Here is a 24,710-nt window from a genome sequence, read left to right on the forward strand (position 1 = left end):
AGGCTAGAAGCCCTCTTTGGGGAAACTCTGTGACCGGTATGCCCCGACTGTCGCGATCAACCAGTCGCGGCGATCCCGCGGTTCCCCCTTCTCGGACGGCCGTCGCACCTCGAAGCACGCTCCTGTGCCGCCCGGCGCGTCACCGACCGTGACGGCTCCCCGCTGCAGCGCGGCCCGCGGGGCCACCAGCGTGAGACCGCCCGGCGAGTCGGCCGGGCCTCGTCGCAGCCGCTCAAGGATCCGCTCCCGCTCCCGCTCCGGCACCTCGGGGCGGCGTAGTCCGCCGTAGTCCGCCCTCCCGAGGGGTCCCGTCCCGCTCACGCACGCCCCCTCGCCCGCTGTCACCGGCGCCCGGCCGCGGGTAGGGACCTCCTCCCGCCCGCTGCCCCTGGGGCGACCTTCCCGGTGCTGGCGCATCGCCACGTTCTGCGCGACGCTTGGCCGGTAGGGCGGCGGAGCGAGTTCGGGGGACGCGCGATGTGGATGCCGATGGCCGGCCGGGTCCTGACAGGCTCGGTGGTGGGGCTGGCGATCGGTGCCCTACTGATCGAGGGTTCGCATCGGTACGAGGAGCTGGTCCTCGGGCGCGGGACAACCTTGTTGGTTCTGACCACGCTCGGCATCGGCACCGTCCTCGGCCTGGCGGCCTGGGCGGCGGCCGACACGGAGAACAGCGCGCTCGGATGGCTACTGGCCGGGGTCTTCTGTGTGCATGCCTTCGTGGGGTCCTTCGGCGCGTCCGACCAGGCCCTGCACGACCGGGGCGTGCAAGTGACTGCCACGGTCCAGAAAGAGCACACGATCGAATCGTCCAACGAGGTGGGTTACATCTCCACGTACTACGAGTACGACCTTGCCGTTCCGCTGAAGGGCCCGCACCGTCAACGGCTTTGGCCGAGCCATCGACTGGCCGTCGGAGACCGCGTCCTGGTAACCGTCGACCCTGAGGACCACGCCGCCCCCGTCCTCGGCCCTCGTCCTGAGATCAACCAGGCGGCGATCGGGACTCTGCGCGTCTGCGACGCATTGTTCGTGCTCATCTCTTTGGGCCTGTCGATCTTCCTCAGCCTGCTGCTGATACCACCGCGGTCTCGACTCGCCGCCTGACGGGTCATCTCATGTACACCTGACCGTCCCACAGGGGACCTGCCGACGGCGTCTGTCGCGGGCCAGGGGCGAAGACTCCTCAGCCGAGCCACGCACGTTCGGGGAAAGCACAGAGCCGTCCACGACGAGAGCCCTGCGCCGAGCCACAAGAGCCATGTGTCATCGTCGCCCGCCACGCCCACCAGGCGCCTGACGCTGCGCGGCCGTCGGCATCATCAAGAGGGGCAGCGATCCGGTCCGCGTCCTCACTCCGAGACGGTCATGACCAACGTCTTCAGGAAGTCGACGGCGCCTTCTCGCCGGTAGAAGCGCAGGGCGTCATCGTTGCCCGCGATGACGGAGATCTTCATGACCTGGACACCCGATTCGGCGAGACGCTCACGCGCGGCCACGACAAGGGCCTGCCCAACTCCGGCACCGCGAGCTTCGTCGTCGACCACGAGGGTTTCCAGCACGCCGACTTGGTCCCCCCCACTGCCACGACCCCGGCTCGTCGAGGACGCGCACGACCGCGTGGCCGAGCAGCTGATCGGCGTCCCGGGCGACCAGCACCGCGGCGAACGGCTGCCGCAGCCATTCAAGATACTGTCCCCGCCACAGACGCCATGAGTCCTCCGGCGGGCGAACCGTGCCGAGAGCCGCCAGGTGTGGCGCCTCCCGGCTGTGGTGGGCCAGGAGCTGCCCCCCAGAGGCGCTCCATGCTGTCGACGTCGGAAGGAGGCAGGACATCGATCACAGGGTTCACGCCGGGAAGCGTAGCCAGCCAAGGGTCTCGACCAACCACCAGTTCGTCATGGACACCGGCCCCTGTTCGGTCGTCGCCCTCGGCCCACCGGCCTGTCGGGGAACCGAAGGCTGGTGCGGCCGGCCGGGCCGGTCACGAGGTACCTAGGAAAGCCCCGAGGGCCTCTGCGACCTCGTCCGGAGCCTCGACCTGCGGATAGTGGCCGACGGCAGGCGGGCCGGCCAGCTCCGTCACGCTCGCAAGCGGCATGCGTTCTCTGATGCGGGCCAGCACGTGGGCGCCGCTGATCGGGTCGGCGGGTCCCCAGGCGAACAGGGTCGGCCCCCGGTAGCCCTCCAGTGCCGGGATCCAGCGGTCCTTGTGCGTTCGCCGCTCGTCGATGTAGCGCAGCAGTCGCGGCGCCAACAGGTGGCCGCGGTCGCGGGAGACGCTCTCCCACATGGTGTGCAGGTCGTGGTCCGGGACATCCCTGCCCAGCACCCGGTGCATCGTCGTACGGAAGCCGCGTTCGGTGACGGCACGGGCGAGAACCGGGCCGAACGGGCCGTGCAGCAGCCGCTGGACGGTGACGGGACGGTGCAGATCGGGGTACAGGCCCCCGTTCAGCCAGGCCATTTTGGTGATGCGGCCGGGATTTCGGGCGAGCAGTTCCTGAGCCACGCTGACCCCGTAGTCGTGGGCGACCAGCGCCGTGTCGGCTATGGCCAGGGTGGCCCAGATGTCCTCCACCAGATCGGCCTGTTCCAGCACGGAATACGTGTGCTTCCGCGGCTTGTCGCTGTGCCCGAAGCCGAGCAGGTCGAAGGTGGTGACGCGATGGCCTCGCTCGGCCAGCCGGGGCACGATCAGCGACCAGTCGTGGGAGGAGGTGGGGAAGCCGTGCACGAGCGTCACCGGTGCCCCGGCGGCGGGGCCGTCCTGACGGACGAACAGCTTGTGGGCGCCCGTGCGCCCGTGAACGGTGATCCGTTCTCCCCCTGCCGTCCAGTGCGTGGTGGAGAGCATGGCGGCTCGGGACATCAGTGACCCTCCCAGGTTCCGGCGATGCCGTCGAGGAGACATCGCAGTCCGAAGTCGAACTCGGCGTCGCCGTCCGGGCCGCCGAGCAGCGCGGAGTGAGCCGTGACAAGCGGGTGTCGTCCGGCCTGGAGCGAAGCGAACAGGTCGGTCATGGCCGCGCGTTGTCGCGCCGTGCGGGCCGCTCCACCGGTGTCCAGCACCACGGCCCCCACCACGTAGTGCGTGACGGTGAGATAGATGCGCACCGCGCCCTCGGGTGGCCAGCCCGCCTCGGTCAGCAGCCGCAGGCCCTGCTCTCGGGCCCGAAGCGCGTTGGGACCGAGCAGCTGTCCCCTGGTGAGCAGGGGCACCAGTGCCCGGTGCGCGAGCAGTACACGGCGGTACTCGTGTGCTCCGGCCTCGGTACCGGTGCGCCAGTCCGCACCCGATCCTGGAAGGGAGATCTCTCCCAGCATGTGGTCGACCAGTTCCACGAGAAGTGCTTCGCGGCTCGGCACATGCCGGTACAGCGAGGTGTGCCGCACCTTCATCCGTTCGGCCACCGCTCGCATGGTCAGTGCGTCCAGCCCCTCGTCGTCGGCGATGCTCAGCGAGGCATCCATGATCGCGTCGAGCGTGAGCCCTTCGGGCCGGGCCCGCCGACGTGCTTGGGCGGCGTAGCGCGTCTGCCACCAAGCGGCCGAGCCGACCTCGGGCACCGGAGCCCCCGTCGGCTCGCTCCGCGCGCTGCTCTGTCGGGTCATGTCCAGGCTTGCCGTTCGACCAGGTCGGGATCCAGCGGCACGGACGCAGGTCGCACCCTCCGCTCAGACGCCCGACGAAACCATGCGTCCAGTGCACGCACCTTATGCGTCTACTGGACGCATAACAAGAGGCCCTGTGAGCCGGAACTCCGGCGCGCGCAAGTGGGAAGCGGCCTCGGAAGACGCCTCACAACTCTTCACGGGGGCACCGCAGGTCGGTGTTGCGGACCTCGTCGACCGGCGTCCGAAGTCGAGGGCCGCACGGGCCGCGACTACGATGGGCATATCGGCCCCATCGGGGGCTTGACCAGGGGCTCGGCCAGAGCCCGGGCGTGCGGCAGCGCCGACGCCCCCAAGACGGGCAGCACACGCCCGCCTCTCTTCACCATGGGCTTCTCAGCAGTGACAGGGAGCATTGTCATGACTGCTCAATCCGCCTCGATCGTCCTGGAGCGCCCGGCACAGGAGCTGGCTGACGCGACTTCGAAGCACCCGTTCCTGTACGAGCTCAAGCCGACCGAGGCGCGCAAGGTCCTCAACGACCTGCAGGCCGCGCCGGTCGACAAGCTGCCGGTCGACGAGGAGTGGATCACCGTATCGGCCTCCGTGGGCGATGTGCGGGTGCGCCTCGTCAAGCCGAAGGGCGCCACCGGAACGCTGCCCGTCGTCCTGTACATGCACGGAGGAGGCTGGGTGCTGGGCAATGCCGACACCCACGACCGCCTGGTGCGGGAGCTGGCGGTCGGGGCCCACACGGCAGTGGCCTTCGTGGAGTACACACCGTCACCGGAGGCCCACTACCCCGTGGCCATCGAGCAGGGCTACGCCACAGCCCAGTGGATCACGCGCGAGGGCGCGTCGAAGGGCCTGGACGCGCGGCGCATGGCGGTGGCCGGCGAGTCGGTCGGCGGCAACATGACGGCTGCGCTCGCCCTCATGGCCAAGGAACGCGGTGACGTCAACTTCGTGCATCAGTCGATGTACTACCCGGTCACGGACGCGGCCATGAACACCGCCTCCTACGACGAGTTCGCCGATGGCTACTACCTCAGCCGCAGGCTGATGGAGTGGTTCTGGGACGCCTACACCACCGACCCGAAGCAGCGCGCGGAGATCACCGCCTCTCCCAACCAGGCCACCACCGAGCAGCTCAGCGGCCTGCCGCCCGCCTTGCTGATCGTCGACGAGGCCGACGTCCTGCGCGACGAGGGCGAGGCGTACGCCGCCAAGCTGCGCGGCGCCGGGGTTCCGGTCACCACGGTGCGCTACGACGGCACGGTGCACGACTTCATGATGCTCAACTCGCTCAGCCAGTCCAAGGCCACCCGAGCAGCCGTCGACCAGGCCGTCTCGCTCCTGCGCGACGCCCTCGGAACCGCCTGAGGCACGTCGCACAAGGCTGTGAGCCGGTCCTCTCCTGGCATGGCCCGGGTGTCACAGCGGACCGAGCGTGTGCGGAACCGCTCACATGGATGCAAGTGAGGCAGCGTGCGCACGGGTTGAAGACGCTGTGGAGCGGCGCGACCGCCCCCCCAGTCCCGTCAGCCGGTCGTATCGGCGTCGGACTCGACGTCCGACGCCGGCCGCTCCTGTCCGCGCAAAAAAGTTCGGACGGCGATGTCGAGAATCCGTAACTGGCTCCGTCCCCGAGGTGAACGCGACCAAGATTGGGTCGCAACAGCACCGAGGAGAACCACCATGGCCAAGTACTTGCTGCTCAAGCACTACCGAGGCGCTCCGGCCGCGGTCAACGACGTGCCGATGGACCAGTGGACGCCGGAGGAGATCTCGGCGCACGTGCAGTACATGAACGACTTCGCGGCCCGGCTCGAAGGGACCGGCGAGTTCGTCGACGGGAAGGCGCTCGCCCCCGGGGGAACGTGGGTCCGGTACGACGGGGAGGGGCGGCCGCCGGTCACCGACGGCCCCTTCGCCGAGACCAAGGACCTCATCGCCGGCTGGATGGTGATCGACGTCGACAGCTACGAGCGCGCCGTCGAACTGGCCGGCGAGCTGTCGGCCGCCCCCGGGGCGGGCGGGAAGCCGATCCACGAGTGGCTCGAACTGCGCCCGTTCCTGACCGCGGCGCCCACCACCACGGAGTGCCCTCATCGATGAACGAGGCCCTGCTCCGGAGCCTCACGCCGAGCGTGCTCGGAATCCTCGTCCGCCGCGGAGCCGACTTCGCGGCGGCCGAGGACGCCGTCCAGGACGCGCTGGTCGAGGCGGTCCGCGTCTGGCCGGCCGACCCGCCGCGGGACCCGAAGGGCTGGCTGGTCACCGTGGCCTGGCGCAAGTTCCTCGACGCGACCCGGGCGGACACCGCCCGACGTCGGCGTGAGGACCTCGTCGATGAGGAGCCGGCGCCCGGGCCCGCGCCCACGGTGGACGACACGCTGCAGCTCTACTTCCTGTGCGCCCACCCGTCGCTGACGCCGTCGTCCGCGGTCGCGCTCACGCTGCGCGCGGTCGGCGGGCTGACCACCCGCCAGATCGCCCAGGCCTACCTGGTGCCCGAGGCGACCATGGCGCAGCGCATCAGCCGGGCCAAGCGCACCGTCTCGGGCGTGCGGTTCGACCAGCCCGGCGACGTCGCCACCGTGCTGCGCGTCCTCTACCTGGTCTTCAACGAGGGCTACTCCGGCGACGTCGATCTCGCCGCCGAGGCCATCCGGCTCACCCGGCAGCTCGCGGCCTCGATCGACCACCCCGAGGTGGCGGGGCTGCTCGCCCTCATGCTGCTCCACCACGCCCGGCGCGCCACCCGGACCGCGCCCGACGGCAGCCTGGTGCCGCTCGCCGAGCAGGACCGCGGCCGGTGGGACACCAAGTCGATCGGCGAGGGCGTCGAGATCCTGCAGGCAGCCCTCGCCCGCGATCGGCTGGGCGAGTTCCAGGCCCAGGCCGCCATCGCGGCACTCCATGCCGACGCGCCCACCGCCGAGGAGACCGACTGGGTACAGATCGTCGAGTGGTACGACGAGCTCACGCGCCTGACCGACAGCCCGGTCGTACGTCTCAACCGTGCGGTGGCCGTGGGCGAGGCCGACGGACCGCGCGCCGGGCTGGTGGCGCTCGCCGAGCTGACCGACTCGCTGCCCCGCCACGCCGCGGTGGCGGCGTACCTCCACGAGCGCGACGGCGACCTGGCGACGGCGGCACGGCTGTACGCCGAGGCGGCCCAGAAGGCGAACAACCTCGCCGAGCGGGACTACCTGACGCGCCAGGCCGCCCGGCTCAACGCCCGGCGGTGACGCAGACCGGTGGCGGCTCGGATCGCCGGCAGCGCTCGGTGCGGCCCTGTGAGGACGGCCGGGAACAGCAGCGGGCGAACCGCCCCGGGTTCGCTGGGGTGTCCACCCAAGGGCCTGTCGGCGGTGACCAGCAACAACTGGTCCCCACGCACACAGCACCTGGGGGATTCACTCTCTTGCGTTGCGCAGCTTGAGAACGTAGGTCGCGGTGAGCGCGACGCCACGGTCTTCATCATGTGACAGATCTACGAGGGCACGTGACGTCGTCATTCCCGGGATGTCCGCGAGCGCCTGTGCGAGCCGCCGACGGGCAGACGATCCAACGGTACCGCGGTCGAGGCAGTCGACCAGCCCAGTGGCGATCCGATCCGCCAACGCGGGATCATTCGCCAGCGTGCTCAGTGCATCGGCTGCGTCGACGTCGTTCGTCTCCTCGACGATCACGTCGATGAGCGTCGGGATCGCGTCTGCCACTCCCCGTGCCCCGAGTTCGATGGCCGCGTACCTGCGGACCACGATGTCGGAGTTCGTGAGCGCGTCCCGCAGCAGTGCGGTCGCCTCACGGTTGGGAATCTCGGCGATGGACCGGACTGCACGCTTCCGCACCTCGGCCGCGGGCGAGCCGAGGCCCTCGGCCAGAAGTGCCGGCCCGTCCCCGCCCGATTGCGCCAGAGCCCAGCGAAGGGCTCCGGCGACGTTCGGGTCCGACTCCTTCAGCACGGCCTCGACCAGTGCTTCCACCGGCACGGGAACTTCATCGACGGCGGACAGGGCCGCGCGCTGCCGCGCCCCCGCGCTCTTCGACCTCAGTGCCTGGAGGAGCGCGACGGTCTGAAGGACGTCCTCCCAGCCGGCGGGTTCCGCGGCACCGATCCGACGGAGTCGCGTGAGCAACTCCGTCTCCGCCGCGACGCGGTCTCGCGTCTGGCGGATGAGGTCGTCGACCAGCTCCGCGGGCGCGAAGCCGGGGTCATCGAGCGCGCGCCTGACGTCGCGCAGCGACAGCCCCAATGACCGCAGACTCTCGATGTGGAAGATTCGCCGGATGTCCTCGCTCGAATACTCTCGATAACCAGAGCCGGTACGACCCGTCGGCCGCACCAGGCCGAGCGATTCGTAATGCCTGAGCATGCGGGCGCTGACCCCGGACCGTCGCGCGACATCACCGATCAGCAACGCCTATCGCCCCTTCTGGCCGGGCCCCGCCGAGGGCGACGGTGCGCTTCGCCTCCTCGATCGCGAACACGAATCCGGCATCCGGGTCGCGCCACAGCCGCTGGGTGGCGATCGCATGCGTGCGCACGCGAGGGTCGAGATCCGCCGTCGCGGGGCCCAGTGTCGGCAGCATCACCTCCCCGAGCGCGATCAGCGCCCGGCTGAGGCTCAGTTGCGTCTCGCGTTCGCCGCGCCCGAGCTGTGTCGCCAACACTACGGCCAACTCGTGCTTCTCACCTTCGGGCACGAGCACGACCGCTGCCCGCCATGCGCTCCTGGCCACCTCGTCGTCGGCGTCGGACAGCAGGACCGGTGTGATCGCCGGCCACGCCTGCCGATCCCCGATCTTGGACAGCGTGTGCAGCGCCTGGCTCCGTGCCTGCGCACGCTCCGAGCGGACCTCGTCGACAAGTATCGGGACCGTCATCGATGCAGAGTGGCGGGTGAGTGCCCACGTCAGCATGTCGCGGACGTAGAGCTCGGGTTCGGTCGCGCATCGCTCGATGAGCTTGCCGATGAACCCCGGGTCGGGGGTCGTGCCGACCGCCAGCGCTGCCTGCAGCCGGACCGACGAGCTGCTGTTCTCCAGCCCCTGGAGGGCTCGCATCGTGTTCGTGTTCTCTTTCGGCATGATCATCGGGACCACCTCCTCGACACAGTGAAGGCCTTGTCACTGTGTCAAGGTCAAGCGGAGCCGGGCCCAGAGACGGCCAGGCATCCTCGGCCCACCGAGTCCGGTGCCTGTAACGTCGGACGAGACATGCGTGATGTCATGAGGCTCGTGGGGTGGCCGACGGCGACAGGTCAGGACCTCGCCTTCGGGGACGGTTACCCCGCCCTCAGTGCCGCACCAGGCAGAACGGATGCCCGGCCGGATCGGCATAGATACGCCAGCTCCGCCCGCTGGAACCGTCGTCCAGTACCTTCGCCCCCGAGGCCAGCACGAGTTCCTGGGCTCGGTCCAGGTCCGCGACGCCGAAGTCCAGATGGAACTGCTGAGGCCGGGTCGGGTCGGGCCACAGCGGCGGCCTGTGGTCCGCTACCCGTTGGAAGGCGAGAACGAATCCGGATGGCGTGTGCAACGTCGCCCAGGCGTCGCTCAGCGCCCAGCGCCGATCTCGCTGATTGACAGCCCCACCGAGCAGCGCCTGGTAGAACTCGGCGAGTTCCGTCGGCTCGGAACAGTCCAGGACCACGCACTGAAGGTCAGCGATCATGGGCCGATCCTAAGCGACCACCAGACAGCCCCGACCTTCGATTTCCGAGTTCGCAGCGGTCCGGTCCGGCCCTGGCCATTTGCGGAGGCTGCAAAATGGAGTCATGGACCACACGACCGCCGACGGCCCCATCATGGATGCCGAGCTCGCGGAGATTCTCGACGGCATCGGACCGCGGCTGCGAGCGCTGCGGCGCGACCGCGGACTCACGCTCGAGGCACTCGCGCAGGACACCGGGATCTCCCTGAGCACGTTGTCGCGTGTCGAGTCGGGCAAGCGGCGTCCGACCCTGGACCTGCTCATCCCGCTCGCGCGGGCGCATCGGGTCGCACTGGACCAACTGGTTGCAGCCCCGGCCACCGGCGATCCACGCGTCCATCTGACACCCCGTCACAGGAGTCGTGGAAGCGTCCTCGTGCCCCTGACGCAGTACCCGGGCCGGGTCCAGGTCTTCAAGCAGGTGCTCGCACACCGTGAACCGAAACTCGTCACTCACACCGGCTACGAGTGGCTCTACGTCCTCGCCGGCGAACTCCGCCTCGTCCTCGGGGACCGCGAGTTCACTCTCCGGCCGGGCGAGGTGGCCGAGTTCGACACGAGCGAGCCGCACTGGTTCGGCCCCGCCGGCCCGAACACGGTGGAGATCCTGCACCTGTTCGGGCCCCACGGCGATCAGGCCGTCGTCCGCACCGGCCCGTCAGCGGCATCCTGGCCCGTCGGCAGGACGAGCACCAGCAACGGATAAGAGGCACGGTCGCTGCGGCTGGTCGCCCGGCGTACGGCGGGCACGTGCAGCCCTCGATACAGCAGGACCGCGAGACCCGTCACCGCCGCGACGCCCGCTGTACCGCCAATGATCAGGGCGACCGCGTGGTACGGCGCCTCGCCGATCCGCAGCCGTCTGGTGACGGCCTCGGGGACGAGCAGTCCCATGACGTGGCCGCCGATCACGAGGAACAGGGCGTAGGGGAACAACGGGCCGCCGATGCGCGGCAGGCGGGACTCATGGAGCCGGCTGGAGCGGGCGGGGTGAAGCCGAAACGGTCGTAGCGGTAGCGCCAGGCGGGGCCGGCGACCAGCACCGCCAGGGCGAGGTGGAGCAGTACGCCGCACAGCGCGATGTGCAGGTGTTGCCTCAGCGGCGGACTCCTTCGTCGCCTCCCCCGCGCCGCAGGGGATACGGCACGGGGGCGGGGGGTTCGTTCGGGCGGACCGGCGTCGTCGGCACGACGGGCAGGGTGGCCCGGACGGCGCGGAGCACGTCGAGGTAGGGGCTGCCGTGGGCGGCGAGACCGGCCGCCAGCAGGTCGAGGGCGCCGCGGTGCTCGTGGAGCACGGCACGGCCTGCGTCCGGGCAGCGTGCGGCGAACTCCAGCACCGCGGGAAGGTGGTCCGGGAGTTCGCCGTCGGCCGGTTCCCAGCCGTGCTGCCGGTAGCGGGCCTTGAGCGCGGCCAGCGATGCACCCCGGCGGCGGGTGTCGCCGTCCGTGCAGTGGGTGAGGTGCAGGGTGCAGCGGCCGCTGCGGTCGAAGGTGGCCACGTACTGGGCCGCGAGGTCGAGCAGGGGCAGGTCGGCGGTGCGGCGGCAGAACCGCAGCAGCGCTTCCGCCGCCGGGCCGGGAAGCCCGCCCACGGATTCGATCACAAGGGCGCGTCGGGCCGGCCAGCGCTCATCGGGGTAGTGGAGGAGCAGGGAGGCGGCCTGGTGCACCGCACAGTGCTGGTTCATCGCGGCTCGCGCTCCGGCCGGCCGGGGCCGGTCGACGGATAGTCCGCCTCCTGGGTCTCCCGGGTGATGAGGCCGTCCTTGACGTACACCTTCCACGAGCACGAGCCCCCGCAGTTCACTCCGTGGGTGGACCGTACGACCTTGTCGTGGGCCCAACGCTCCCGGTACGACACGTCGTCGACCGCCTGATCGGTGCGGAGGACCGCCCGCAGGTCGGGTGTGGTGGGGGTCCGCCGCAGTATCCCTCCCGCCCGCAGCAATTGATCGGCGGACAGTGCCGCCACTCGTTCCGCTTCCCGCCGGGCGCCGCGCCGTCCCACCGTGCTGATTCCCTTCGAAGTCGGCAAAGCGTGCCGATCCCGATGGCCGAGACCATCACAACCGGCGTTCCGCTTCACTCAGCGTCAGGCATGAGCACTCTTCGCAACAGCATGACTACGCACAGTTGATTGTGCCTATACCGAGCTTTTCTTGCCTTTTACACTAGTTGCACATCGCATGGACTATTCGGGCTGGATCGTGGTCTCGTGCGTCGGGCCGAGGCCAGATCGGGGTCACCTCGGGGTCACGTCAGGCAGTACGGCCGTGCCGACGTGCCCCCGCTTTTTGACGACCGGGCCGGATGCCTACCCCGGCCTTGGTGGCGGCCGCTCAGCCACCGGGCATCGCCGGCCGCAGTTGAACGGACCCGCCGAACGGGCCCGTTCAACTGCGGTCGCGCCAGGAAATCAGGCAGAACGTCAGTTTTGGAGAAGCAACCACGGCAGCGGCTCCCTAGCATGAGGATCGTCCCCATCAAGACTCACCAGGAGGCCACCCGTCATGGCGGAAACGAAGAAGTCCACCAAGTCCACCACCGCGGCCGACAAGACGTACGACGGGTTCACGAGCGAGGAACGAGCCGCGATGAAGGAGCGCGCCCAAGAGCTGAAGGGGGCGTCGCGCCGCGGCTCGCGCGCGGACAAGGCGAAAGCAGCGGAAGACGCCTTGCTCGCGAAGATCGCCGAGATGCAGGACCAGGATCGCACCATGGCCGAGAGGCTCCATGCCGTCATCACCTCGAGCGCGCCGATCCTCGAGCCGAAACTCTGGTACGGAATGCCCGCGTACGCCATCGACGGCAAGGTCGTCTGCTTCTTCCAGAGCGCGGAGAAGTTCAACTCGAGGTACGCGACACTGGGCTTCAGCGACAAGGCGAACCTCGACGACGGCGCCATGTGGCCTGCCGCCTACGCCTTGAAGGAGCTGACCGCCGCCGACGAGGCAAGGATCGTCGAGCTCGTGAAGAAAGCGGTGAGCTGAAGCCAGAGGGCAAGCGCCGCTCAGGGCCGCCCGGGCGGACTCGCGCGATCATGTGCACCACGGGATCACGTCGGCCACGGAGCCACGTTCCGGGCGGCCCACCCGACGTCGTAATCGCCACTGCTCGTGGCGGAGGCGTCCGGGTCAGCGACGACCACGGGCCAGCAGCGCCGCATGCGGCAGTGCGAGTACGCCGTCAGCATCAGCGAACTCGGTGCTGAGCAGATCGAAGTGACGCTTGATCTCAGCCCGCACCCGAGGGGTCTGGCTCTGCACCATCTGTCCGCCGAAAGCCACACCGGACGCGGGACCGCTCCACCATTCCTCGGCACCGGCTCGGTGGTCCCAGCACAGCCTCTCGCAAGCTGTCTCGCGCAATCCTGCCGACTCCATCAGGCCGGTCAGGCCGTCCTCGTCACGGGGGAAGTCCTCCTCCTGAGACAGGCCAGCGGGCAGGTGTGACGGTCGGACAGCACCCGCGGCTTGGATCGCGCGGCCGATCAGGGCCTGCCCCGGTGCGGGCGGCGCCGCCCAGATCGTCACCGCGATCCACCCGTCCGGCCGCACGACCCGGCGCAGCTCGGCCAGGGCAGCCTTCGGCCGGCCGACGTGGTTGAGCACGAAGTTTCCCACGACGGCATCGAAGTCTCCGTCATCGAAGGGAAGCTCGGGCAGAACAGCGACACGCATGTCAGCCGCGGGCGCGGCCTGCCTGGCCAGATCGACCATGCTGGGCTCCGCGTCCACGGCCGTCACCTTCGCCCCGCGGGTGCAGCCGACGGCAGCGACCGTTCCGGGCCCGGTTCCCACATCCAGCATGCGCACACCCGGGCCCGCCTCGGCCGCGTCGAGCAACTGCTGCACCGGGTAGGCGCACAGCTTGGCGAAACTCTCGGCATAAGCAGCACCCCGGCCGGCCCAGATCAGCCGCTCACTCTCATCGAAGACTGTCACCGACACCGGCACTCTCCCCCACCCATCTGAAGATCAACGCGACGCGGCGACCCTAACCCGCTCCGACCCCCCGAACGGCGCGTACAGGTCGGAGGCGGTGCCGCGGCCGGTTCGAAGACAGGGGCTTCCGGCCCTTTCGCCCTCGGAATTGCCTGTTCAGAGAGGCTGACTGACATACTCCGGCCATGGATGCCGAGATAGCACGGACCAGGACTCGATGGGACGTGGTGGTGCCTGCACAGGCCACGTCGACGCATGCCGCAGGCTTTGTGCTGCGCGCTGCGGTTGCGGCGGACATCGAGGAGCTCGTGGAGTTGCGGGCCGCCGTCATGCGTCCGGATCTGGAACGCCTTGGCCGCTACGACGAGCACCGGGTGCGGCAGCGGCTGCGGGACTCCTTCTCCCCGCAGCACACATCCATCGTCATGATCGACCGTGAACTCGCAGGATGCATCGCGCTCCGGCCCGCCGGCGGCAGGCAGTGTCTGGAGCACTTCTACCTCACCCTGCACCGTCAGGGCCAGGGGCTGGGATCGGCGGTCTTGCGTACGGTGTTGGAGGGTGCTGACGCCCGAGGCATGACCGTCGGCTTGAACGTCCTGCAGGGCAGTGCTGCCCGTCGCCTCTACGAACGCCACGGATTCGTCGTGGAGTCCCAGGACCCGGTCGATGTCTTCATGATGCGCCCGCCGGGGTCGATGGCGAGCGCTTCTGCAGGAGTGTGACCTGCGGCCCTGCGACAACGGCCCGCCTCGCTTCGTAGGGCTGTCTTCGCGGTCGTGACGCGACGACTGCACGCCCCACCGGTTCCGCCAAGTACGTCCAAGAACTGGATTCGTGTGGTCTCGGCCGACCGGATGAAGATCCGTATGATGGCGCCATGGCGGACGCGTTTGGGTGGGTGAGGATCCAGCGCGTGACGGCCCGGGTTGACGGCGGGCGGGGGCCGACCGGTTGGGGTTGCCGCGAAGCGTCCTGCTGACGTGGGCACGGACACCGGCGTAGCCGCGGGGACAGCCCTGTTCCCTGATCTCCTCCCACACTGGTCTTGTTCGGGTTGGGGCAGGGAGCCTTGGCGGGCAAGGCGTCCGAGGCCGCTGCGGGTGACGTTCATGCTTGGGTCGTCGGTGGGCAGGCCGCGTAGTCGTGCCGTTCGCGGACTCGGGATGCATGGTCGGGGTGCTGGTTGTAGGCGTGCACGATCTGTTGGTTGGCGGTGCCTTGGTCGTAGGGACCGGACCGGGGTCGGATATTCGGTGTTCTGCCCGCCCCATGAGGACGCAGGATGGTGCGCATGACTCTGGCCACCCCCGTACTGTCCACTGCCCGCCTGCGGCTGCGGCCCTTCACCGACGCCGACGCAGACCTCCTCTTCGCGCTGCACAGCAGCACCCACGTGATGCGCTACTGGGACTCTCCGCCGTGGCACGAGCGGTCCCGTGCCGAGCGCTTCATCGCGATGTGCGGGAAGATCGCGGACGAGGGCTCCGGGGCGCGGGTGGCCATCGAGCGTGCCGTTGACAATGCCTTCGTCGGCTGGTGCGGTCTGACCGGATGGAACCCGGACTATCGCAGCGCGTCGTTGGGCTACGTCCTCGGCGATGCGATGTGGGGCCACGGCTACGCGACGGAGGCCGCGCATGCCTTGCTGCGGTGGGCGTTCGACACCCTGGACCTGAATCGAGTTCAGGCCGAGACCGATACGCGCAACGTGGCATCTGCCCGGGTTCTGGAGAAGATCGGATTCGTGCGGGAAGGGACGTTGCGGGAAGACTGCATCGTGAACGGCGAGGTATCCGACTCGTGGGTGTTCGGGTTGATCAGGCGAGAGTGGCAGCCGTCGACCAGGCCGATCCCCGCCCGCTAAGACGGCGTCAAGCCCGATTCTGCAGGGTCTGGTGTCACCCGTTGGTGTGGGTGCGCCTGTGTCGGGCCGACCCCGTGTCGTGTGCATGGCGACGTCGAGGCATGGAACGGACGCCGTACCCGAGTGACTAATCCGACGAGCAGTGGGCGCTGATCGAGCCGTTGGTCGCTGCGTGGAAGCAGCGGCGGGTGGCACGGTCGGCGACCGGGGATCCGGGCTCGGCCGACCTGCGGGAGGTGGTGAACACGCTGCTGTATCAAAACCGGACGGGCGGCCAGTGGCGGCTCCTCCCGCATGATCTCGCCGCCTGGTCCGCGGTCTTCTGCTACTTCACCCTGTGGCGCACGGACGGCCTGGACCAGCAGATCCAGGAGATCTTGCGCTGCCAGGTGCGCGAGCGGGCCAGCCGATCAGAGGACCCGTCCCTCGTGATCATCGACACGCAGTCGGACCGGGCGGCGGCCGGGGTGCCCAAGACCACGACGGGACTGGATGCGAACAAGAGAACGCCGGGCCGCAAGCGAGGCCTGGCCGTCGATGTGCTGGGGCTGATCATCGGCGTGGTGGTACTGGCCGCCGGCGCGCACGACAACGAGGCCGGCATCGCCCTGCTCGATCAGGCGGCCGAGCGGTGCGGCCACCGCCTGGAGAAGGCCCTGGTGGACCAGGGCTTCAAGGACGCCGTCATCATCCACGGGGCGGTGCAGAACATCGCCGTTGAGGTGGTCCGCCACAACCCACAAGACAACGGCAAGGGGTTCGTGCCGGGGCCCTCGCCGAAGCAGAGGGCCGACTCAGCGAGCCGGACACCACCCGAAAGATCGTCGAGAGCCTGACTCCCGCTGGAAGCGCACCGCCGGCCGAGGCGACCGCCGATACCTACCAGCGCATCCTGGCCGTGTTCAGCGATCACCCCAAGCAGCCGTTCCGCGCCCGCGAACTCTCACGAAGTCCTCGGCCTGCCCACCGACGAAGCCACCGTGAACATCACCGGCTCCCGCCTCGGCCGCCTTTCCCGCCAAGGCGTCCTCACCCAGCCCGAACGAGGCCTCTACAAGAACCGGACTCAACGCCCTCTCAGTGGTCGTGGGCGGTCAGTGCGCGCATGACTGGCCGGCCGCGGATGAAACTAGCTCCACTCGTCAGGCCCCCTTGGAATCGATCACCGGGGAACGGGGAGGCGCTCTACCGGCGGACCGCCGAGATCAGTGCGCCGGGCCGCTCCTCGCGCTGCGGCGGGGTGCTGATCGGGCGGCCGTAGGCGGCAGCGCGCTCGCGCAGGGTGTGGCTGTCGGCCTCCCAGCCGTGCCCGGCCAGCCAGCCCACCGGGTCGTCGGGCATCTCCGAGATCCACATGGACGCCGCCGATCCCGGCGCGGCGTCCGCGCCGAAGCGCTCGATCACGCCGCGCGAGCCCAACGTCAGCCCCATCCGACTGCCCGCCGCCGACTGCGTGCTGATCCGGGCCATCAGTAGCTCCACCGCCTCCTCGGGCAGATAGATCAGTAGTCCTTCGGCGATCCACACGGTCGGCACCACCGGGTCGTGCCCTGCGGCGGCCAGCGCGCCTGGCCAGTCCTCACGCAGATCCACCGCGACGGTGATCCGCTCGCAGCGCGCGACGGCCCGCTCCTGGCGCAGCACCGAAGCCTTGAAGTCCAGTGGCGCGGCGGTGTCGACCTCGAACAGCCGGGTTCCCTCGGGCCAGTCCATCCGGAAGGCCCGGCTGTCCATGCCGGCGCCGAGCAGCACGACCTGCCGGACCCCGGACGCGGAGGCCTGCTGCAACAGGTCGTCGAGGAACTTCGTCCTGATGACGATGGAGAACGACACGGCCAGTCGGCGGCGTCGCGCGGCCTCGTCATCGGGCAGCGGCCGCGAGGAGGGCCACAGGCCGCCGGCGGCGGCGAAGGCGTGTGCCAGTGGGTCGCGGAACAGCGCGTTCTCCCGCTCGGTCTCCAGCGCCCGCACTCTGGCCACCCCCACCGCCGTGGCCCACACTCCCGACGGCTGCACCCGCTCCTGCTCATCAGTCACCGCGCCAGCCTAGATGATCGATTCCGGGGGACCCGATGAGTGGAGCCGGCTTCAGGCGCGGCCGGCCGGTCATACTCCTGGTCGACCCGGCACGGACTCTGACGGCGAATGAGTCGAACCGCTTCCGCGGCAGGACACTCACCCTCGACCAGCAGCGCGAGCTCTTTCGCCGCTGGACCACCGACGAACACGTCCACCCCCACGAGGCACTGGTCGGCATGCTCGCCAAGCGACCCCACCCTGTTCCCTTGGACCCTGCCTCCTGGACTGTTGTGCAGCGGTGCCCGGCCCACTGTGAGGCATGGCCGACTGCCAACCCCCACGTGATGGTCACCCAAGGAACAAAGGCCAGGCGAAATCCAGGCTCAACTGCCCACCGATCCGACGTCCTTGACGACTGCGGACATCCACCCCGGATGATCCGCAGCACCCGTCTCGTCGAGCTGGTGAACACGATGGACACCAAGCTCGTCGCCGCCGCCTTCGGAACGGACCCGCAAGCCACCTTGATCTATCTGTCCGATCGCGTCGATGAGACCCGCTTGTTGCAGTGGGAGACGCACAGAAGGTGATCTCTGGTCAGAGTTCGCAGGGATACAGACTGATTTTCTCCCGCTCGATGAAGAGCTCGACCCACGTATTGGCGACATCTTCGGGCAGTGGATCACCGAGATCCAGCAGGATCAGACTGCCGTCCAAGTCCAGCACGGCGGCACCATCCTCTGTTGCGTTCAGCCGTCCTCGAAGGACAACGCAGTGTCCGCCGGGCCGGACACCCGGTCCGGAATCAGCAGCCGGTTTCGCATTCCACCCCCAGACGATGTCCTCATCGACTGTCCACTCGACGTGGTACTCGCCCGGCTCCGCGTCCTGCTCACCGCACCAGCGGACCGCGGTCCTTCCGAAGGGGGTCCGGATCTGAGCCAGCCAGGGACTCCAGGGGAACTTTGCGACCTTCTCCAGTTCGACCAGCATCGTTCGATCATGCAGCATCCCAGGTGCTGCCGGAACCTGTGCTGTTCAGGCACCGCCTGGCACGCGTTCGCCGGAGCATGTGCGCCTTGCTGAAGGACTCGTTGGAGGCGATGGCGACGCTGTTCCTCTCCTCGCGTTCAGCCAGCACCTGAAACAGCAGCTCAGCGCTCCGCCGGTCGACTTGCATGTAGCCGAGTTCGTCGATGCACAAGAGGTCGACGCGGCCGTAGCGGGCGATGGTCTTCGACAGCTGCTTCTCGTCGGCGGCCTCGACCAGCTCGTTCACGAGCTTCGTGGCCGGCGCGTAACGGACCCGGAAGCCCTGCATGACGGCCTTGGCGCGCAGGGCCATCAGCAGGTGGGACTTGCCGGTGCCAGAGTCACCGATCAGGCAGAGCGGCTCGCCTTCTTGGCCCACTCACAGGTCGCAAGGGTGTGGACGGTGGCGGGGTCGACATGGGGGTTGGCGTCGAAGTCGAAGGCCCGCAGGCTCTTCTCGCGAGGGAAAGCCACGGCCCGGATGCGGCGCTCGGACCTTCGGCGGGCCCGGTCGTCGCACTCGGCCATCAGCAGCTCGGCAAGGCACGCACGGTAAGGACATCTGCTCGCGGGCCGCGCCGTCGGCCTGATCCTTGAACTGCTGGCGGATGGTCGGCAGCCGCGGCTTGCGGCACGCCTGACGACCTTCGACTGCGACGTCCCCATACGGCCCCCAATCGTCCCGATCCCCGGCTCCAAGAGGGTGGCCCGCGTGGAGGAGCACTCCGCCGCCGACCGGGTCGAGCCGGCCACTGAGCAGCTGGCCAAGCTCGACAGCCTGCCCCCGGCCGCCGGCCGGGGGCAGATCGAGGAGGCGAGGCGGCTCATCGAGCGCTGACGCTTCCGGTCACCCGGGCCGGGTCGGCCGGGTTCTGCCGAACGGCGGCGCCACTTGGCCAGCCGGTCTGGATCAAACGGCTTGTCGGCAAGCTCGGGCCCGGGCTCCGGCTCCGGCTCCGGCTCCGGCTCCGGCTCCGGCTCCGGCTCCGGCGGAACTCAAGCGCATCCCGAGCGCCCATCCTGCGCGCGCTGAGACCGCCGCCTCGTCGCACAGGCCCGCGCAAACAGTCGAGGACTGCTTGAGGAAAACGGAATGGCAGGCGCACCAGCCGGGCGCGAGCAGCCGGTGCTGCAATGCCCCCGCAGTGCCTCCTCACCCGAGTCCACGAGGGAGACCACGATGCTCAACAGACGCATGCTGCTCAATTCCGGCCTGGCCACGGCCGGGGTGGGGCTCACGGGCGCCGCGCTCGTTCCCCTGCTCACCGCACGCGACGCGAACGCGGACGCCACAGCCACCGGTGCCGCGCCCGCGCCCGCGCCGGAGCTGTTCCGCGTCCCGCTGCCCGTCCCGCCGGTGCTCTCCCCGGTGTCGACCGCAGGCGGCGTCGACGTCTACCGCATGACGATGCGGCGGGCCGTCCGGGAGATCCTCCCGGGCATGTCCACCGAGGTGCTGACCTTCAACAGCAGCTTCCCGGGCCCGGTGATCAGGGCGCGTTCCGGGCGTCCGGTGATCGTGCACCAGCGCAACCTGCTCGATGTGCCCACCTCGGTCCACCTGCACGGCGCTTCGACGTCCCAGCACAACGACGGCAAGCCCATGGAGACCATCGCCCCACGAGACACGCGGACCTACCTGTATCCCAACAGGCAGCCGCACGCCTCGTTGTGGTACCACGACCATGCCCACCACCTGGAGTCCGAGAACGTCTACCGTGGACTCTCCGGCACCTACCTGCTCACCGACACCATCGAGCGCCGGCTGCCGCTGCCGACGGGCGTCCACGATCTGCCGATCGCCATTCGCGACGCCCACTTCGACGACGCCGGCCAGCTCGTCTACACCATGGGCGACCGAGCCCGTCAGACTCTCCTGGCCAACGGCGTCCCCTACCCCTACCTCCAGGTCGCCGCCCGTAAGTACCGCTTCCGGCTGCTGAACTCGGCCAACGTCCGCTCCCTGAAGCTGCGTCTGGCCGACGGCAGCCCCATCGTCCACATCGGCTCCGACGGCGGTCTGCTCCCGCGCCCGAACCCGACCGAGTCCGTCTTTCTGTCGCCCGGGGAACGCGCGGACGTGGTCATCGACTTCTCCCGGTACCCGGTCGGCACCCAGCTCGTGCTGCAGAACACCACCGGCGCCGGTCCCGCCGACCTCATCGGGCAGGTCCTGCGGTTCGACGTCACCCACACCGCCTACGACCCCAGCGAGATCCCTGCCGAACTGCGCACTCTGCCACCCCTGCCCAAGCCCACCGCCGAGCGCACCATCACCCTGTCCATGGACGAGGGGGGCACCGGCACCACACCGCCCCAGGGCTACATCGACGGCAAGGTCTATGCCCCTGACCGCATCGACTCCTTCATACGGTACGGCGCCAGCGAAGTCTGGACCGTCACCAACCTCAACAAGAACATCCCCCACAATCTCCATCTGCATCTCGTGCAATTCCGCGTCCTGGAGCGCAACGGACACAGCCCGGATGCCGCCGAGTCCGGGCTGAAGGACACCGTCATGCTCCTGCCCGGCGAAACCATCAAGCTCCAGGCGACGTTCGACACCTTCCGGGGCGCCTACCTCTACCACTGCCATATTCTCGACCACTCGGCGATGGGCATGATGGCCACGATGAAGATCACGTAGGGGGCAGACGACGGCAGCAGAACAGCCGACGGGAACAATTCCAGGGCAGCCGAGCTTCTCGTTCCGCAACTGCTGGATGTAGGTCCCCGGGAGATACTCCAGGGCCGAGGAATCCGCCATACGTGGCGAAACCGACGTACATCGCGAAACCGGCACGCTCGGCGATACCGAAGTGCTCGGCGCATCATCGCTTCGGGAAGGGTTTGTCAGTCCGCATCGGACGATCAGGGCAAAGGAGAGTGCCCACTCCTTGCCACTCTCAACGTATAGCGCACCGGGGGGCTTGCGGCAAGGCCCCCGTGGTGCCGCAGAATCACTGGCCGAAGCCAGATCCTGCAGAAATGGGAGATTCACCAAGTGCGCCTGCTGTTGTCAGTTCATGGGTCGTGCGGTGACGTCGAGCCAGTGGTCGGAATTGCGCTGCGGCTGCGGCCGCTCGGCGCCGAGGTGCTGGTGGGGGCACCGCCGGCCTTCGTCGGAGCGACCGCGGATCGGAGCTGGTGACATGAACCCTCTGACCACGAGCGCGTTCGACCTTCCCGACCGCCTCTCCCCCAAGGCCGACCCGACGCTGATCGCCCGCGACGAGCAGCACTTCGCGGCCATCGGGGAGAGTCTCGAGCAGACGATCGCCGAACTGTCCGACCAACTCGATGCCGAACTCAAGGCGCCCGGCGGCGTTGGCCGGCAGGCGATGGACCGGGACATGGAGGTCCATCGGCTCACCGGTCGACTGCGCGCCTTGCGTCGCTTCGGCCTGGACCTGTGCCTCGGACACATCGTCGACCCGGGCAACCCCGAACCCGTGTACATCGGACGGCTGGGCCTCACCGACAGCACGGGGCGTCGGCTGCTGATCGACTGGCGCTCCCCCGCGGCCGAGCCGTTCTTCGCGGCGACCCATGCCAACCCGATGGGCCTGGCAAGCCGCCGCAGGTATCGCTGGACCCGCGGTCGGATCAGCGACTACTGGGACGAGGTGTTCACCGCCGACGGACTTCAAGGGCACGCCGCGCTCGACGACCAGTCCGCCTTCATCGCCAGCCTGGGCAGCAACCGATCGGCCCGGATGCGTGACGTGCTCGCCACCATCCAGGCCGACCAGGACGCCATCATCCGGGCGGGATCGCGCGGCGCTCTCGTCGTGGACGGCGGTCCGGGGACGGGGAAGACCGTCGTCGCTCTGCACCGCTCCGCCCATCTCCTCTACTCCGACCCGCGCCTCGGCCACCGTCGGGGCGGCGTGCTGTTCGTCGGCCCGCACCAGCCTTACCTGGCCTACGTCGCCGACGTCCTCCCCAGCCTCGGAGAGGAGGGTGTGCAGACCTGCACCGTGCGGGACCTCGTCGCCGAAGGAGCCGTAGCGGCGATCGAGACCGACCCGGAGGTGGCGCTCCTGAAGTCGTCCGCAGGCATGGTGAAGGCGATCGAGAAGGCCGTCAGGTTCTACGAGGAGCCGCCCACCGAGGGGATGACGGTCACCATCGACTGGTCCGACATCTGGCTGAGCGCCGACGATTGGGCCGAGGCCTTCGAAGCACCGGAACCAGGTACTCCGCACAACGAGGCGCGGGACCAGATCTGGGAGAAGCTGCTCACGATCCTGATGGACAAGCACGACGGCGACATCCCGCCCGATCTGTTCCGCAGATCTCTGCTGCACGACAAGGAACTCAACGGGGCCCTCAACCGCGCGTGGCCGCTGCTCGAAGCGGCCGATCTCGTCGGAGACCTGTGGTCGGTACCCGCCTACCTGCGACTGTGCGCTCCTTGGCTGGGCCCCGACGACGTTCGGAAGCTGCAGCGCGAGGACGCCCGGGCCTGGACGGTGTCCGACCTGCCGCTCCTGGACGCGGCACGGCAGCGGCTCGGCGATCCGAAGGCGTCACTGCGCAAGCGTCGGCACGACGCCACTGTCGCCGCCGAAACCGAGCGCATGGCCGGCGTCATCGCCAACGTGCTCGCGGCCGATGACGACGGTGAAGGCGCGGTGACGATGCTGCGCGGCCAGGATCTGCAGGCCAGCCTGGTCGACGAGACCGCACTGCCCACGGCCGAACCGGACCTGCTCGCCGGTCCGTTCGCGCACATCGTCGTGGACGAGGCTCAGGAGCTGACCGACGCAGAGTGGCAGATGCTGCTGCTCCGCTGCCCGTCGAGGAGCTTCACCATTGTCGGGGACCGCGCCCAGGCCAGGCACGGGTTCACGGAGTCGTGGCAGGAACGGCTCGAGCGGATCGGGCTCGACCGGATCGACGTGGCGTCCCTGAGCGTCAACTACCGGACGCCGGAAGAGGTCATGTCGGAAGCCGAGCCGGTCATCCGGGCCGTTCTCCCGGACGCCAATGTGCCGACCTCCATCCGCAGCAGCGGCGTCCCCGTCGTACACGGATCTGTTTCGGATCTGGACTCGGTCCTCGGCTCATGGCTCGCTGAGCACGCCGACGGGATCGCCTGCGTAATCGGCGATCCCACGTTCCGGGCGACGTCCCGTGTCCGCTCGCTGACCCCGGAGCTGTCGAAGGGGCTCGAGTTCGACCTGGTCGTCCTCATCGACCCAGAGGCGTTCGGCGACGGTATCGAAGGAGCGGTCGACCGCTATGTCGCGATGACGCGAGCGACCCAGCGACTCGTCGTCCTCACGAGCTCGTGACGTCCTTGGCTGTCGCATGCCCGCTGAGCAGGTAGAAGGTTCCTTGAAATGCCAGGTTCGGCATTTGGAACCGGCTGCCCCGAGTGACGTTGCGCGCGGTAAGGAGGGGGGTGGACTTCAAACGCCTCGCCGCCGCCGCAACGTCCTCAGCAGGCAGATCCGCTGTTCGCATCGGGCTGTGCGAGGATGCGCCGCAGCCATCGGAAACGAGCGTTGCGGGCGTCCTGGCTGAGAGCTGCCCGTGGTGCGAAGGTGTCGAAGCCGTGGAATGCCCCTGGCCATACGTGCAGTTCCGCTTGGCCGCCGGCCTGCCAGATCGCATTGGCGTAGGCCACTCCCTCGTCCCTGAAGGTCTCGGCCGACCCGACATCGATGTAGGCCGGGGGCAGCTCGGACAGGTCGGTGGCGCGGGCGGGAGCCGCGTAGGGCGGAAGGTCTGCCGCGCCGTGCCGCTTGCCCAGCAGTGCGTGCCACGCTGTTGCGTTGGAGGTGCGGTCCCAGATGTCGATGCCGGCCATTTGGTGGCTGGAGAACGTGTTGTTGCGGTCGTCGAGCATCGGGCACATGAGTAGTTGCCCGATGAGTGTGGGCCCGCCTCGATCGCGGCTGAGCAGGGCGAGTGCCGCGGCGAGTCCACCGCCGGCACTCTTGCCTCCGACGATGATGCGGCCAGCGTCGATGCCCAGTCCGGCCGCGTGCGCACTCAGCCAGGCGAGTCCGGCGTAGCAGTCCTCCACCGGCTCGGGGTACTGCGCCTGCGGTGCCAGCCGGTAGTCGACAGAGATGACGGCCAAGTCCAGCGTGAGAGCCCATTCGCGAAGCAGCCGCGGAAGCACGGACCACGCATTGCCCGTGATCATTCCGCCGCCGTGCATGTAGTACAGCACCGGGAGTGGCCCTGCGATCCCGGCGGGCCGCGCGCTCACGAGCGACACGTCCTGTACGCCCTGCGCTCCGGGCACACGCAGCTCCGCCACCTCGAAGCGGCCGTCGGCCTGGAGCTCCAGGACCGTCGGCCTGGGCCGGGCCGCGGCATCCCGCTCCTGCCGGAACGCAAGGTTCTCCCGAGTGAACGGCTGCCTCGCCTCGTCCGCCAAAGCCGTCAACGCCACGCTCAGTTCGGGGTCGAAGGGGGGCGCATTCCAAGCCATCGAGACGGGGTCGGGCTTCGACGGCATGTCACCGCCCTTCATGACAGGCCGTCCC

General features: G+C 69.1%; 24 protein-coding genes and 4 pseudogenes. 13 read left to right on the top strand and 15 right to left on the bottom strand.

Annotation, left to right across the window (positions count from 1 at the left end):
• Positions 1–3: 3 nt before the first annotated feature.
• Positions 4–321 (bottom strand): hypothetical protein, encoded by a 318-nt coding sequence (locus tag ACIRU3_RS40910; RefSeq protein WP_404068082.1) that lies wholly within the window; start codon positions 319–321, stop codon positions 4–6.
• 156 nt (positions 322–477) lie between these two features.
• On the opposite strand from ACIRU3_RS40910, the gene ACIRU3_RS40915 reads away from it, so the two are divergent.
• Positions 478–1,107 carry a hypothetical protein gene (locus tag ACIRU3_RS40915; RefSeq protein WP_404068084.1) on the top strand — a complete coding sequence of 210 codons (630 nt, stop codon included), beginning with the start codon at positions 478–480 and terminating at the stop codon, positions 1,105–1,107.
• 245 nt (positions 1,108–1,352) lie between these two features.
• Here the strand turns inward: ACIRU3_RS40915 and ACIRU3_RS40920 are convergent, their stop codons facing one another.
• The 3 genes from ACIRU3_RS40920 to ACIRU3_RS40930 form a co-directional block, all read right to left on the bottom strand.
• Positions 1,353–1,874 (bottom strand): GNAT family N-acetyltransferase, encoded by a 522-nt coding sequence (locus ACIRU3_RS40920; RefSeq protein WP_404068086.1) that lies wholly within the window; start codon positions 1,872–1,874, stop codon positions 1,353–1,355.
• Between the two features lie 110 nt (positions 1,875–1,984).
• Positions 1,985–2,872: an alpha/beta fold hydrolase gene (locus ACIRU3_RS40925; protein WP_404068090.1), complete on the bottom strand. Its 888-nt coding sequence runs from the start codon at positions 2,870–2,872 to the stop codon at positions 1,985–1,987.
• Positions 2,872–3,615 (bottom strand): TetR/AcrR family transcriptional regulator, encoded by a 744-nt coding sequence (locus ACIRU3_RS40930; RefSeq protein WP_404068092.1) that lies wholly within the window; start codon positions 3,613–3,615, stop codon positions 2,872–2,874. Before ACIRU3_RS40930 ends, ACIRU3_RS40925 begins: the two co-directional genes overlap by 1 nt.
• A 420-nt stretch (positions 3,616–4,035) precedes the next feature.
• Between ACIRU3_RS40930 and ACIRU3_RS40935 the strand changes: the two genes are divergently transcribed.
• From ACIRU3_RS40935 to ACIRU3_RS40945, 3 genes are all read left to right on the top strand, one after another.
• A complete protein-coding gene (locus tag ACIRU3_RS40935; RefSeq protein ID WP_404068095.1) occupies positions 4,036–4,998 on the top strand; it encodes an alpha/beta hydrolase in 963 nt (320 codons plus the stop codon).
• 315 nt (positions 4,999–5,313) lie between these two features.
• Positions 5,314–5,733, top strand: coding sequence for a YciI family protein (locus ACIRU3_RS40940; protein WP_404068098.1), 420 nt, complete (start codon positions 5,314–5,316; stop codon positions 5,731–5,733).
• Positions 5,730–6,869 carry an RNA polymerase sigma factor gene (locus tag ACIRU3_RS40945; protein WP_404068101.1) on the top strand — a complete coding sequence of 380 codons (1,140 nt, stop codon included), beginning with the start codon at positions 5,730–5,732 and terminating at the stop codon, positions 6,867–6,869. The genes ACIRU3_RS40940 and ACIRU3_RS40945 overlap by 4 nt, the downstream gene beginning before the upstream one ends.
• Positions 6,870–7,037: 168 nt before the next feature.
• Here ACIRU3_RS40945 and ACIRU3_RS40950 read toward each other — a convergent pair whose 3' ends face one another.
• The 3 genes from ACIRU3_RS40950 to ACIRU3_RS40960 all read right to left on the bottom strand — a co-directional run bounded on the left by ACIRU3_RS40950 (position 7,038) and on the right by ACIRU3_RS40960 (position 9,301).
• Positions 7,038–8,045 carry a HEAT repeat domain-containing protein gene (locus tag ACIRU3_RS40950; protein WP_404068103.1) on the bottom strand — a complete coding sequence of 336 codons (1,008 nt, stop codon included), beginning with the start codon at positions 8,043–8,045 and terminating at the stop codon, positions 7,038–7,040.
• Positions 8,032–8,721 carry a HEAT repeat domain-containing protein gene (locus ACIRU3_RS40955; protein WP_404068105.1) on the bottom strand — a complete coding sequence of 230 codons (690 nt, stop codon included), beginning with the start codon at positions 8,719–8,721 and terminating at the stop codon, positions 8,032–8,034. The genes ACIRU3_RS40950 and ACIRU3_RS40955 overlap by 14 nt, the downstream gene beginning before the upstream one ends.
• Positions 8,722–8,923: 202 nt before the next feature.
• A complete protein-coding gene (locus ACIRU3_RS40960) occupies positions 8,924–9,301 on the bottom strand; it encodes a VOC family protein (protein ID WP_404068108.1) in 378 nt (125 codons plus the stop codon).
• 103 nt (positions 9,302–9,404) lie between these two features.
• On the opposite strand from ACIRU3_RS40960, the gene ACIRU3_RS40965 reads away from it, so the two are divergent.
• Positions 9,405–10,046 (top strand): helix-turn-helix domain-containing protein, encoded by a 642-nt coding sequence (locus ACIRU3_RS40965; RefSeq protein ID WP_404068111.1) that lies wholly within the window; start codon positions 9,405–9,407, stop codon positions 10,044–10,046.
• Here ACIRU3_RS40965 and ACIRU3_RS40970 read toward each other — a convergent pair.
• The 3 genes and pseudogenes from ACIRU3_RS40970 to ACIRU3_RS40980 form a co-directional block, all read right to left on the bottom strand.
• Positions 10,004–10,440, bottom strand: a pseudogene (locus ACIRU3_RS40970) (respiratory nitrate reductase subunit gamma); the annotation flags it as partial. The gene ACIRU3_RS40965 and the pseudogene ACIRU3_RS40970 sit on opposite strands and share 43 nt — an antisense overlap.
• Positions 10,437–11,030, bottom strand: coding sequence for a nitrate reductase molybdenum cofactor assembly chaperone (narJ, locus tag ACIRU3_RS40975; RefSeq protein ID WP_404068113.1), 594 nt, complete (start codon positions 11,028–11,030; stop codon positions 10,437–10,439). The gene narJ and the pseudogene ACIRU3_RS40970, both read right to left, overlap by 4 nt.
• Positions 11,030–11,314 (bottom strand): annotated as a pseudogene (locus ACIRU3_RS40980) (respiratory nitrate reductase subunit gamma); the annotation flags it as partial. The gene narJ and the pseudogene ACIRU3_RS40980, both read right to left, overlap by 1 nt.
• Before the next feature lie 538 nt (positions 11,315–11,852).
• Between ACIRU3_RS40980 and ACIRU3_RS40985 the strand changes: the two are divergent.
• The gene (locus ACIRU3_RS40985) at positions 11,853–12,332 is read left to right on the top strand and encodes an iron chaperone (protein WP_404068116.1); all 480 of its coding nucleotides are present in this window, start codon (positions 11,853–11,855) and stop codon (positions 12,330–12,332) included.
• Between the two features lie 144 nt (positions 12,333–12,476).
• Here the strand turns inward: ACIRU3_RS40985 and ACIRU3_RS40990 are convergent, their stop codons facing one another.
• Entirely contained in the window at positions 12,477–13,286 is an 810-nt protein-coding gene (locus ACIRU3_RS40990) for a class I SAM-dependent methyltransferase (RefSeq protein WP_404068190.1), read from the bottom strand.
• A gap of 185 nt (positions 13,287–13,471) precedes the next feature.
• Between ACIRU3_RS40990 and ACIRU3_RS40995 the strand changes: the two genes are divergently transcribed.
• From ACIRU3_RS40995 to ACIRU3_RS41005, 3 genes and pseudogenes are all read left to right on the top strand, one after another.
• Positions 13,472–14,011 (top strand): GNAT family N-acetyltransferase, encoded by a 540-nt coding sequence (locus ACIRU3_RS40995; protein ID WP_404068118.1) that lies wholly within the window; start codon positions 13,472–13,474, stop codon positions 14,009–14,011.
• Positions 14,012–14,580: 569 nt separating this feature from the next.
• A complete protein-coding gene (locus ACIRU3_RS41000) occupies positions 14,581–15,153 on the top strand; it encodes a GNAT family N-acetyltransferase (RefSeq protein WP_404068120.1) in 573 nt (190 codons plus the stop codon).
• A 101-nt stretch (positions 15,154–15,254) separates the two neighbouring features.
• A pseudogene (locus ACIRU3_RS41005) lies at positions 15,255–15,926 on the top strand (transposase); the annotation flags it as partial.
• 412 nt (positions 15,927–16,338) lie between these two features.
• Here the strand turns inward: ACIRU3_RS41005 and ACIRU3_RS41010 are convergent.
• The gene (locus ACIRU3_RS41010; RefSeq protein ID WP_404068193.1) at positions 16,339–17,154 is read right to left on the bottom strand and encodes a class I SAM-dependent methyltransferase; all 816 of its coding nucleotides are present in this window, start codon (positions 17,152–17,154) and stop codon (positions 16,339–16,341) included.
• 452 nt (positions 17,155–17,606) lie between these two features.
• Here ACIRU3_RS41010 and ACIRU3_RS41015 point away from each other — a divergent pair, with 452 nt between their 5' ends.
• The gene (locus ACIRU3_RS41015; RefSeq protein WP_404068122.1) at positions 17,607–17,762 is read left to right on the top strand and encodes a hypothetical protein; all 156 of its coding nucleotides are present in this window, start codon (positions 17,607–17,609) and stop codon (positions 17,760–17,762) included.
• A gap of 7 nt (positions 17,763–17,769) precedes the next feature.
• Here the strand turns inward: ACIRU3_RS41015 and ACIRU3_RS41020 are convergent, their stop codons facing one another.
• Both ACIRU3_RS41020 and ACIRU3_RS41025 read right to left on the bottom strand, forming a co-directional pair.
• Positions 17,770–18,165, bottom strand: coding sequence for a hypothetical protein (locus ACIRU3_RS41020; RefSeq protein WP_404068125.1), 396 nt, complete (start codon positions 18,163–18,165; stop codon positions 17,770–17,772).
• Positions 18,166–18,256: 91 nt separating this feature from the next.
• Positions 18,257–18,823 (bottom strand): annotated as a pseudogene (locus tag ACIRU3_RS41025) (ATP-binding protein); the annotation flags it as partial.
• A 93-nt stretch (positions 18,824–18,916) separates the two neighbouring features.
• On the opposite strand from ACIRU3_RS41025, the gene ACIRU3_RS41030 reads away from it, so the two are divergent.
• From ACIRU3_RS41030 to helR, 3 genes are all read left to right on the top strand, one after another.
• Positions 18,917–19,042, top strand: coding sequence for a hypothetical protein (locus ACIRU3_RS41030; protein ID WP_404068127.1), 126 nt, complete (start codon positions 18,917–18,919; stop codon positions 19,040–19,042).
• Between the two features lie 342 nt (positions 19,043–19,384).
• The gene (locus tag ACIRU3_RS41035) at positions 19,385–20,851 is read left to right on the top strand and encodes a multicopper oxidase family protein (RefSeq protein WP_404068130.1); all 1,467 of its coding nucleotides are present in this window, start codon (positions 19,385–19,387) and stop codon (positions 20,849–20,851) included.
• 505 nt (positions 20,852–21,356) lie between these two features.
• Entirely contained in the window at positions 21,357–23,504 is a 2,148-nt protein-coding gene (helR, locus tag ACIRU3_RS41040; protein ID WP_404068133.1) for an RNA polymerase recycling motor ATPase HelR, read from the top strand.
• A gap of 146 nt (positions 23,505–23,650) precedes the next feature.
• Here helR and ACIRU3_RS41045 read toward each other — a convergent pair whose 3' ends face one another.
• A complete protein-coding gene (locus tag ACIRU3_RS41045) occupies positions 23,651–24,682 on the bottom strand; it encodes an alpha/beta hydrolase (RefSeq protein WP_404068136.1) in 1,032 nt (343 codons plus the stop codon).
• Positions 24,683–24,710 lie beyond the last annotated feature (28 nt).

Origin of the sequence: Streptomyces sp. NPDC101151 (genome assembly GCF_044768335.1) — a bacterium.
Taxonomy (GTDB): domain Bacteria; phylum Actinomycetota; class Actinomycetes; order Streptomycetales; family Streptomycetaceae; genus Streptomyces.

Excerpts from the sequence above, each read along its gene's own strand:
- ACIRU3_RS41020 (WP_404068125.1), bottom strand. The coding sequence starts at position 18,165 with ATGCTGGTCGAACTGGAGAAGGTCGCAAAGTTCCCCTGGAGTCCCTGG.
- helR (WP_404068133.1), top strand. The coding sequence starts at position 21,357 with ATGAACCCTCTGACCACGAGCGCGTTCGACCTTCCCGACCGCCTCTCC.
- ACIRU3_RS41015 (WP_404068122.1), top strand. The coding sequence starts at position 17,607 with ATGATCCGCAGCACCCGTCTCGTCGAGCTGGTGAACACGATGGACACC.
- ACIRU3_RS40955 (WP_404068105.1), bottom strand. The coding sequence starts at position 8,721 with ATGATCATGCCGAAAGAGAACACGAACACGATGCGAGCCCTCCAGGGG.
- ACIRU3_RS40935 (WP_404068095.1), top strand. The coding sequence starts at position 4,036 with ATGACTGCTCAATCCGCCTCGATCGTCCTGGAGCGCCCGGCACAGGAG.
- ACIRU3_RS41045 (WP_404068136.1), bottom strand. The coding sequence starts at position 24,682 with ATGCCGTCGAAGCCCGACCCCGTCTCGATGGCTTGGAATGCGCCCCCC.
- ACIRU3_RS40915 (WP_404068084.1), top strand. The coding sequence starts at position 478 with ATGTGGATGCCGATGGCCGGCCGGGTCCTGACAGGCTCGGTGGTGGGG.
- ACIRU3_RS40930 (WP_404068092.1), bottom strand. The coding sequence starts at position 3,615 with ATGACCCGACAGAGCAGCGCGCGGAGCGAGCCGACGGGGGCTCCGGTG.
- narJ (WP_404068113.1), bottom strand. The coding sequence starts at position 11,030 with ATGAACCAGCACTGTGCGGTGCACCAGGCCGCCTCCCTGCTCCTCCAC.
- ACIRU3_RS40965 (WP_404068111.1), top strand. The coding sequence starts at position 9,405 with ATGGACCACACGACCGCCGACGGCCCCATCATGGATGCCGAGCTCGCG.
- ACIRU3_RS40985 (WP_404068116.1), top strand. The coding sequence starts at position 11,853 with ATGGCGGAAACGAAGAAGTCCACCAAGTCCACCACCGCGGCCGACAAG.
- ACIRU3_RS40945 (WP_404068101.1), top strand. The coding sequence starts at position 5,730 with ATGAACGAGGCCCTGCTCCGGAGCCTCACGCCGAGCGTGCTCGGAATC.
- ACIRU3_RS41000 (WP_404068120.1), top strand. The coding sequence starts at position 14,581 with ATGACTCTGGCCACCCCCGTACTGTCCACTGCCCGCCTGCGGCTGCGG.
- ACIRU3_RS40940 (WP_404068098.1), top strand. The coding sequence starts at position 5,314 with ATGGCCAAGTACTTGCTGCTCAAGCACTACCGAGGCGCTCCGGCCGCG.
- ACIRU3_RS40925 (WP_404068090.1), bottom strand. The coding sequence starts at position 2,872 with ATGTCCCGAGCCGCCATGCTCTCCACCACGCACTGGACGGCAGGGGGA.
- ACIRU3_RS40995 (WP_404068118.1), top strand. The coding sequence starts at position 13,472 with ATGGATGCCGAGATAGCACGGACCAGGACTCGATGGGACGTGGTGGTG.
- ACIRU3_RS41035 (WP_404068130.1), top strand. The coding sequence starts at position 19,385 with ATGCTCAACAGACGCATGCTGCTCAATTCCGGCCTGGCCACGGCCGGG.
- ACIRU3_RS40960 (WP_404068108.1), bottom strand. The coding sequence starts at position 9,301 with ATGATCGCTGACCTTCAGTGCGTGGTCCTGGACTGTTCCGAGCCGACG.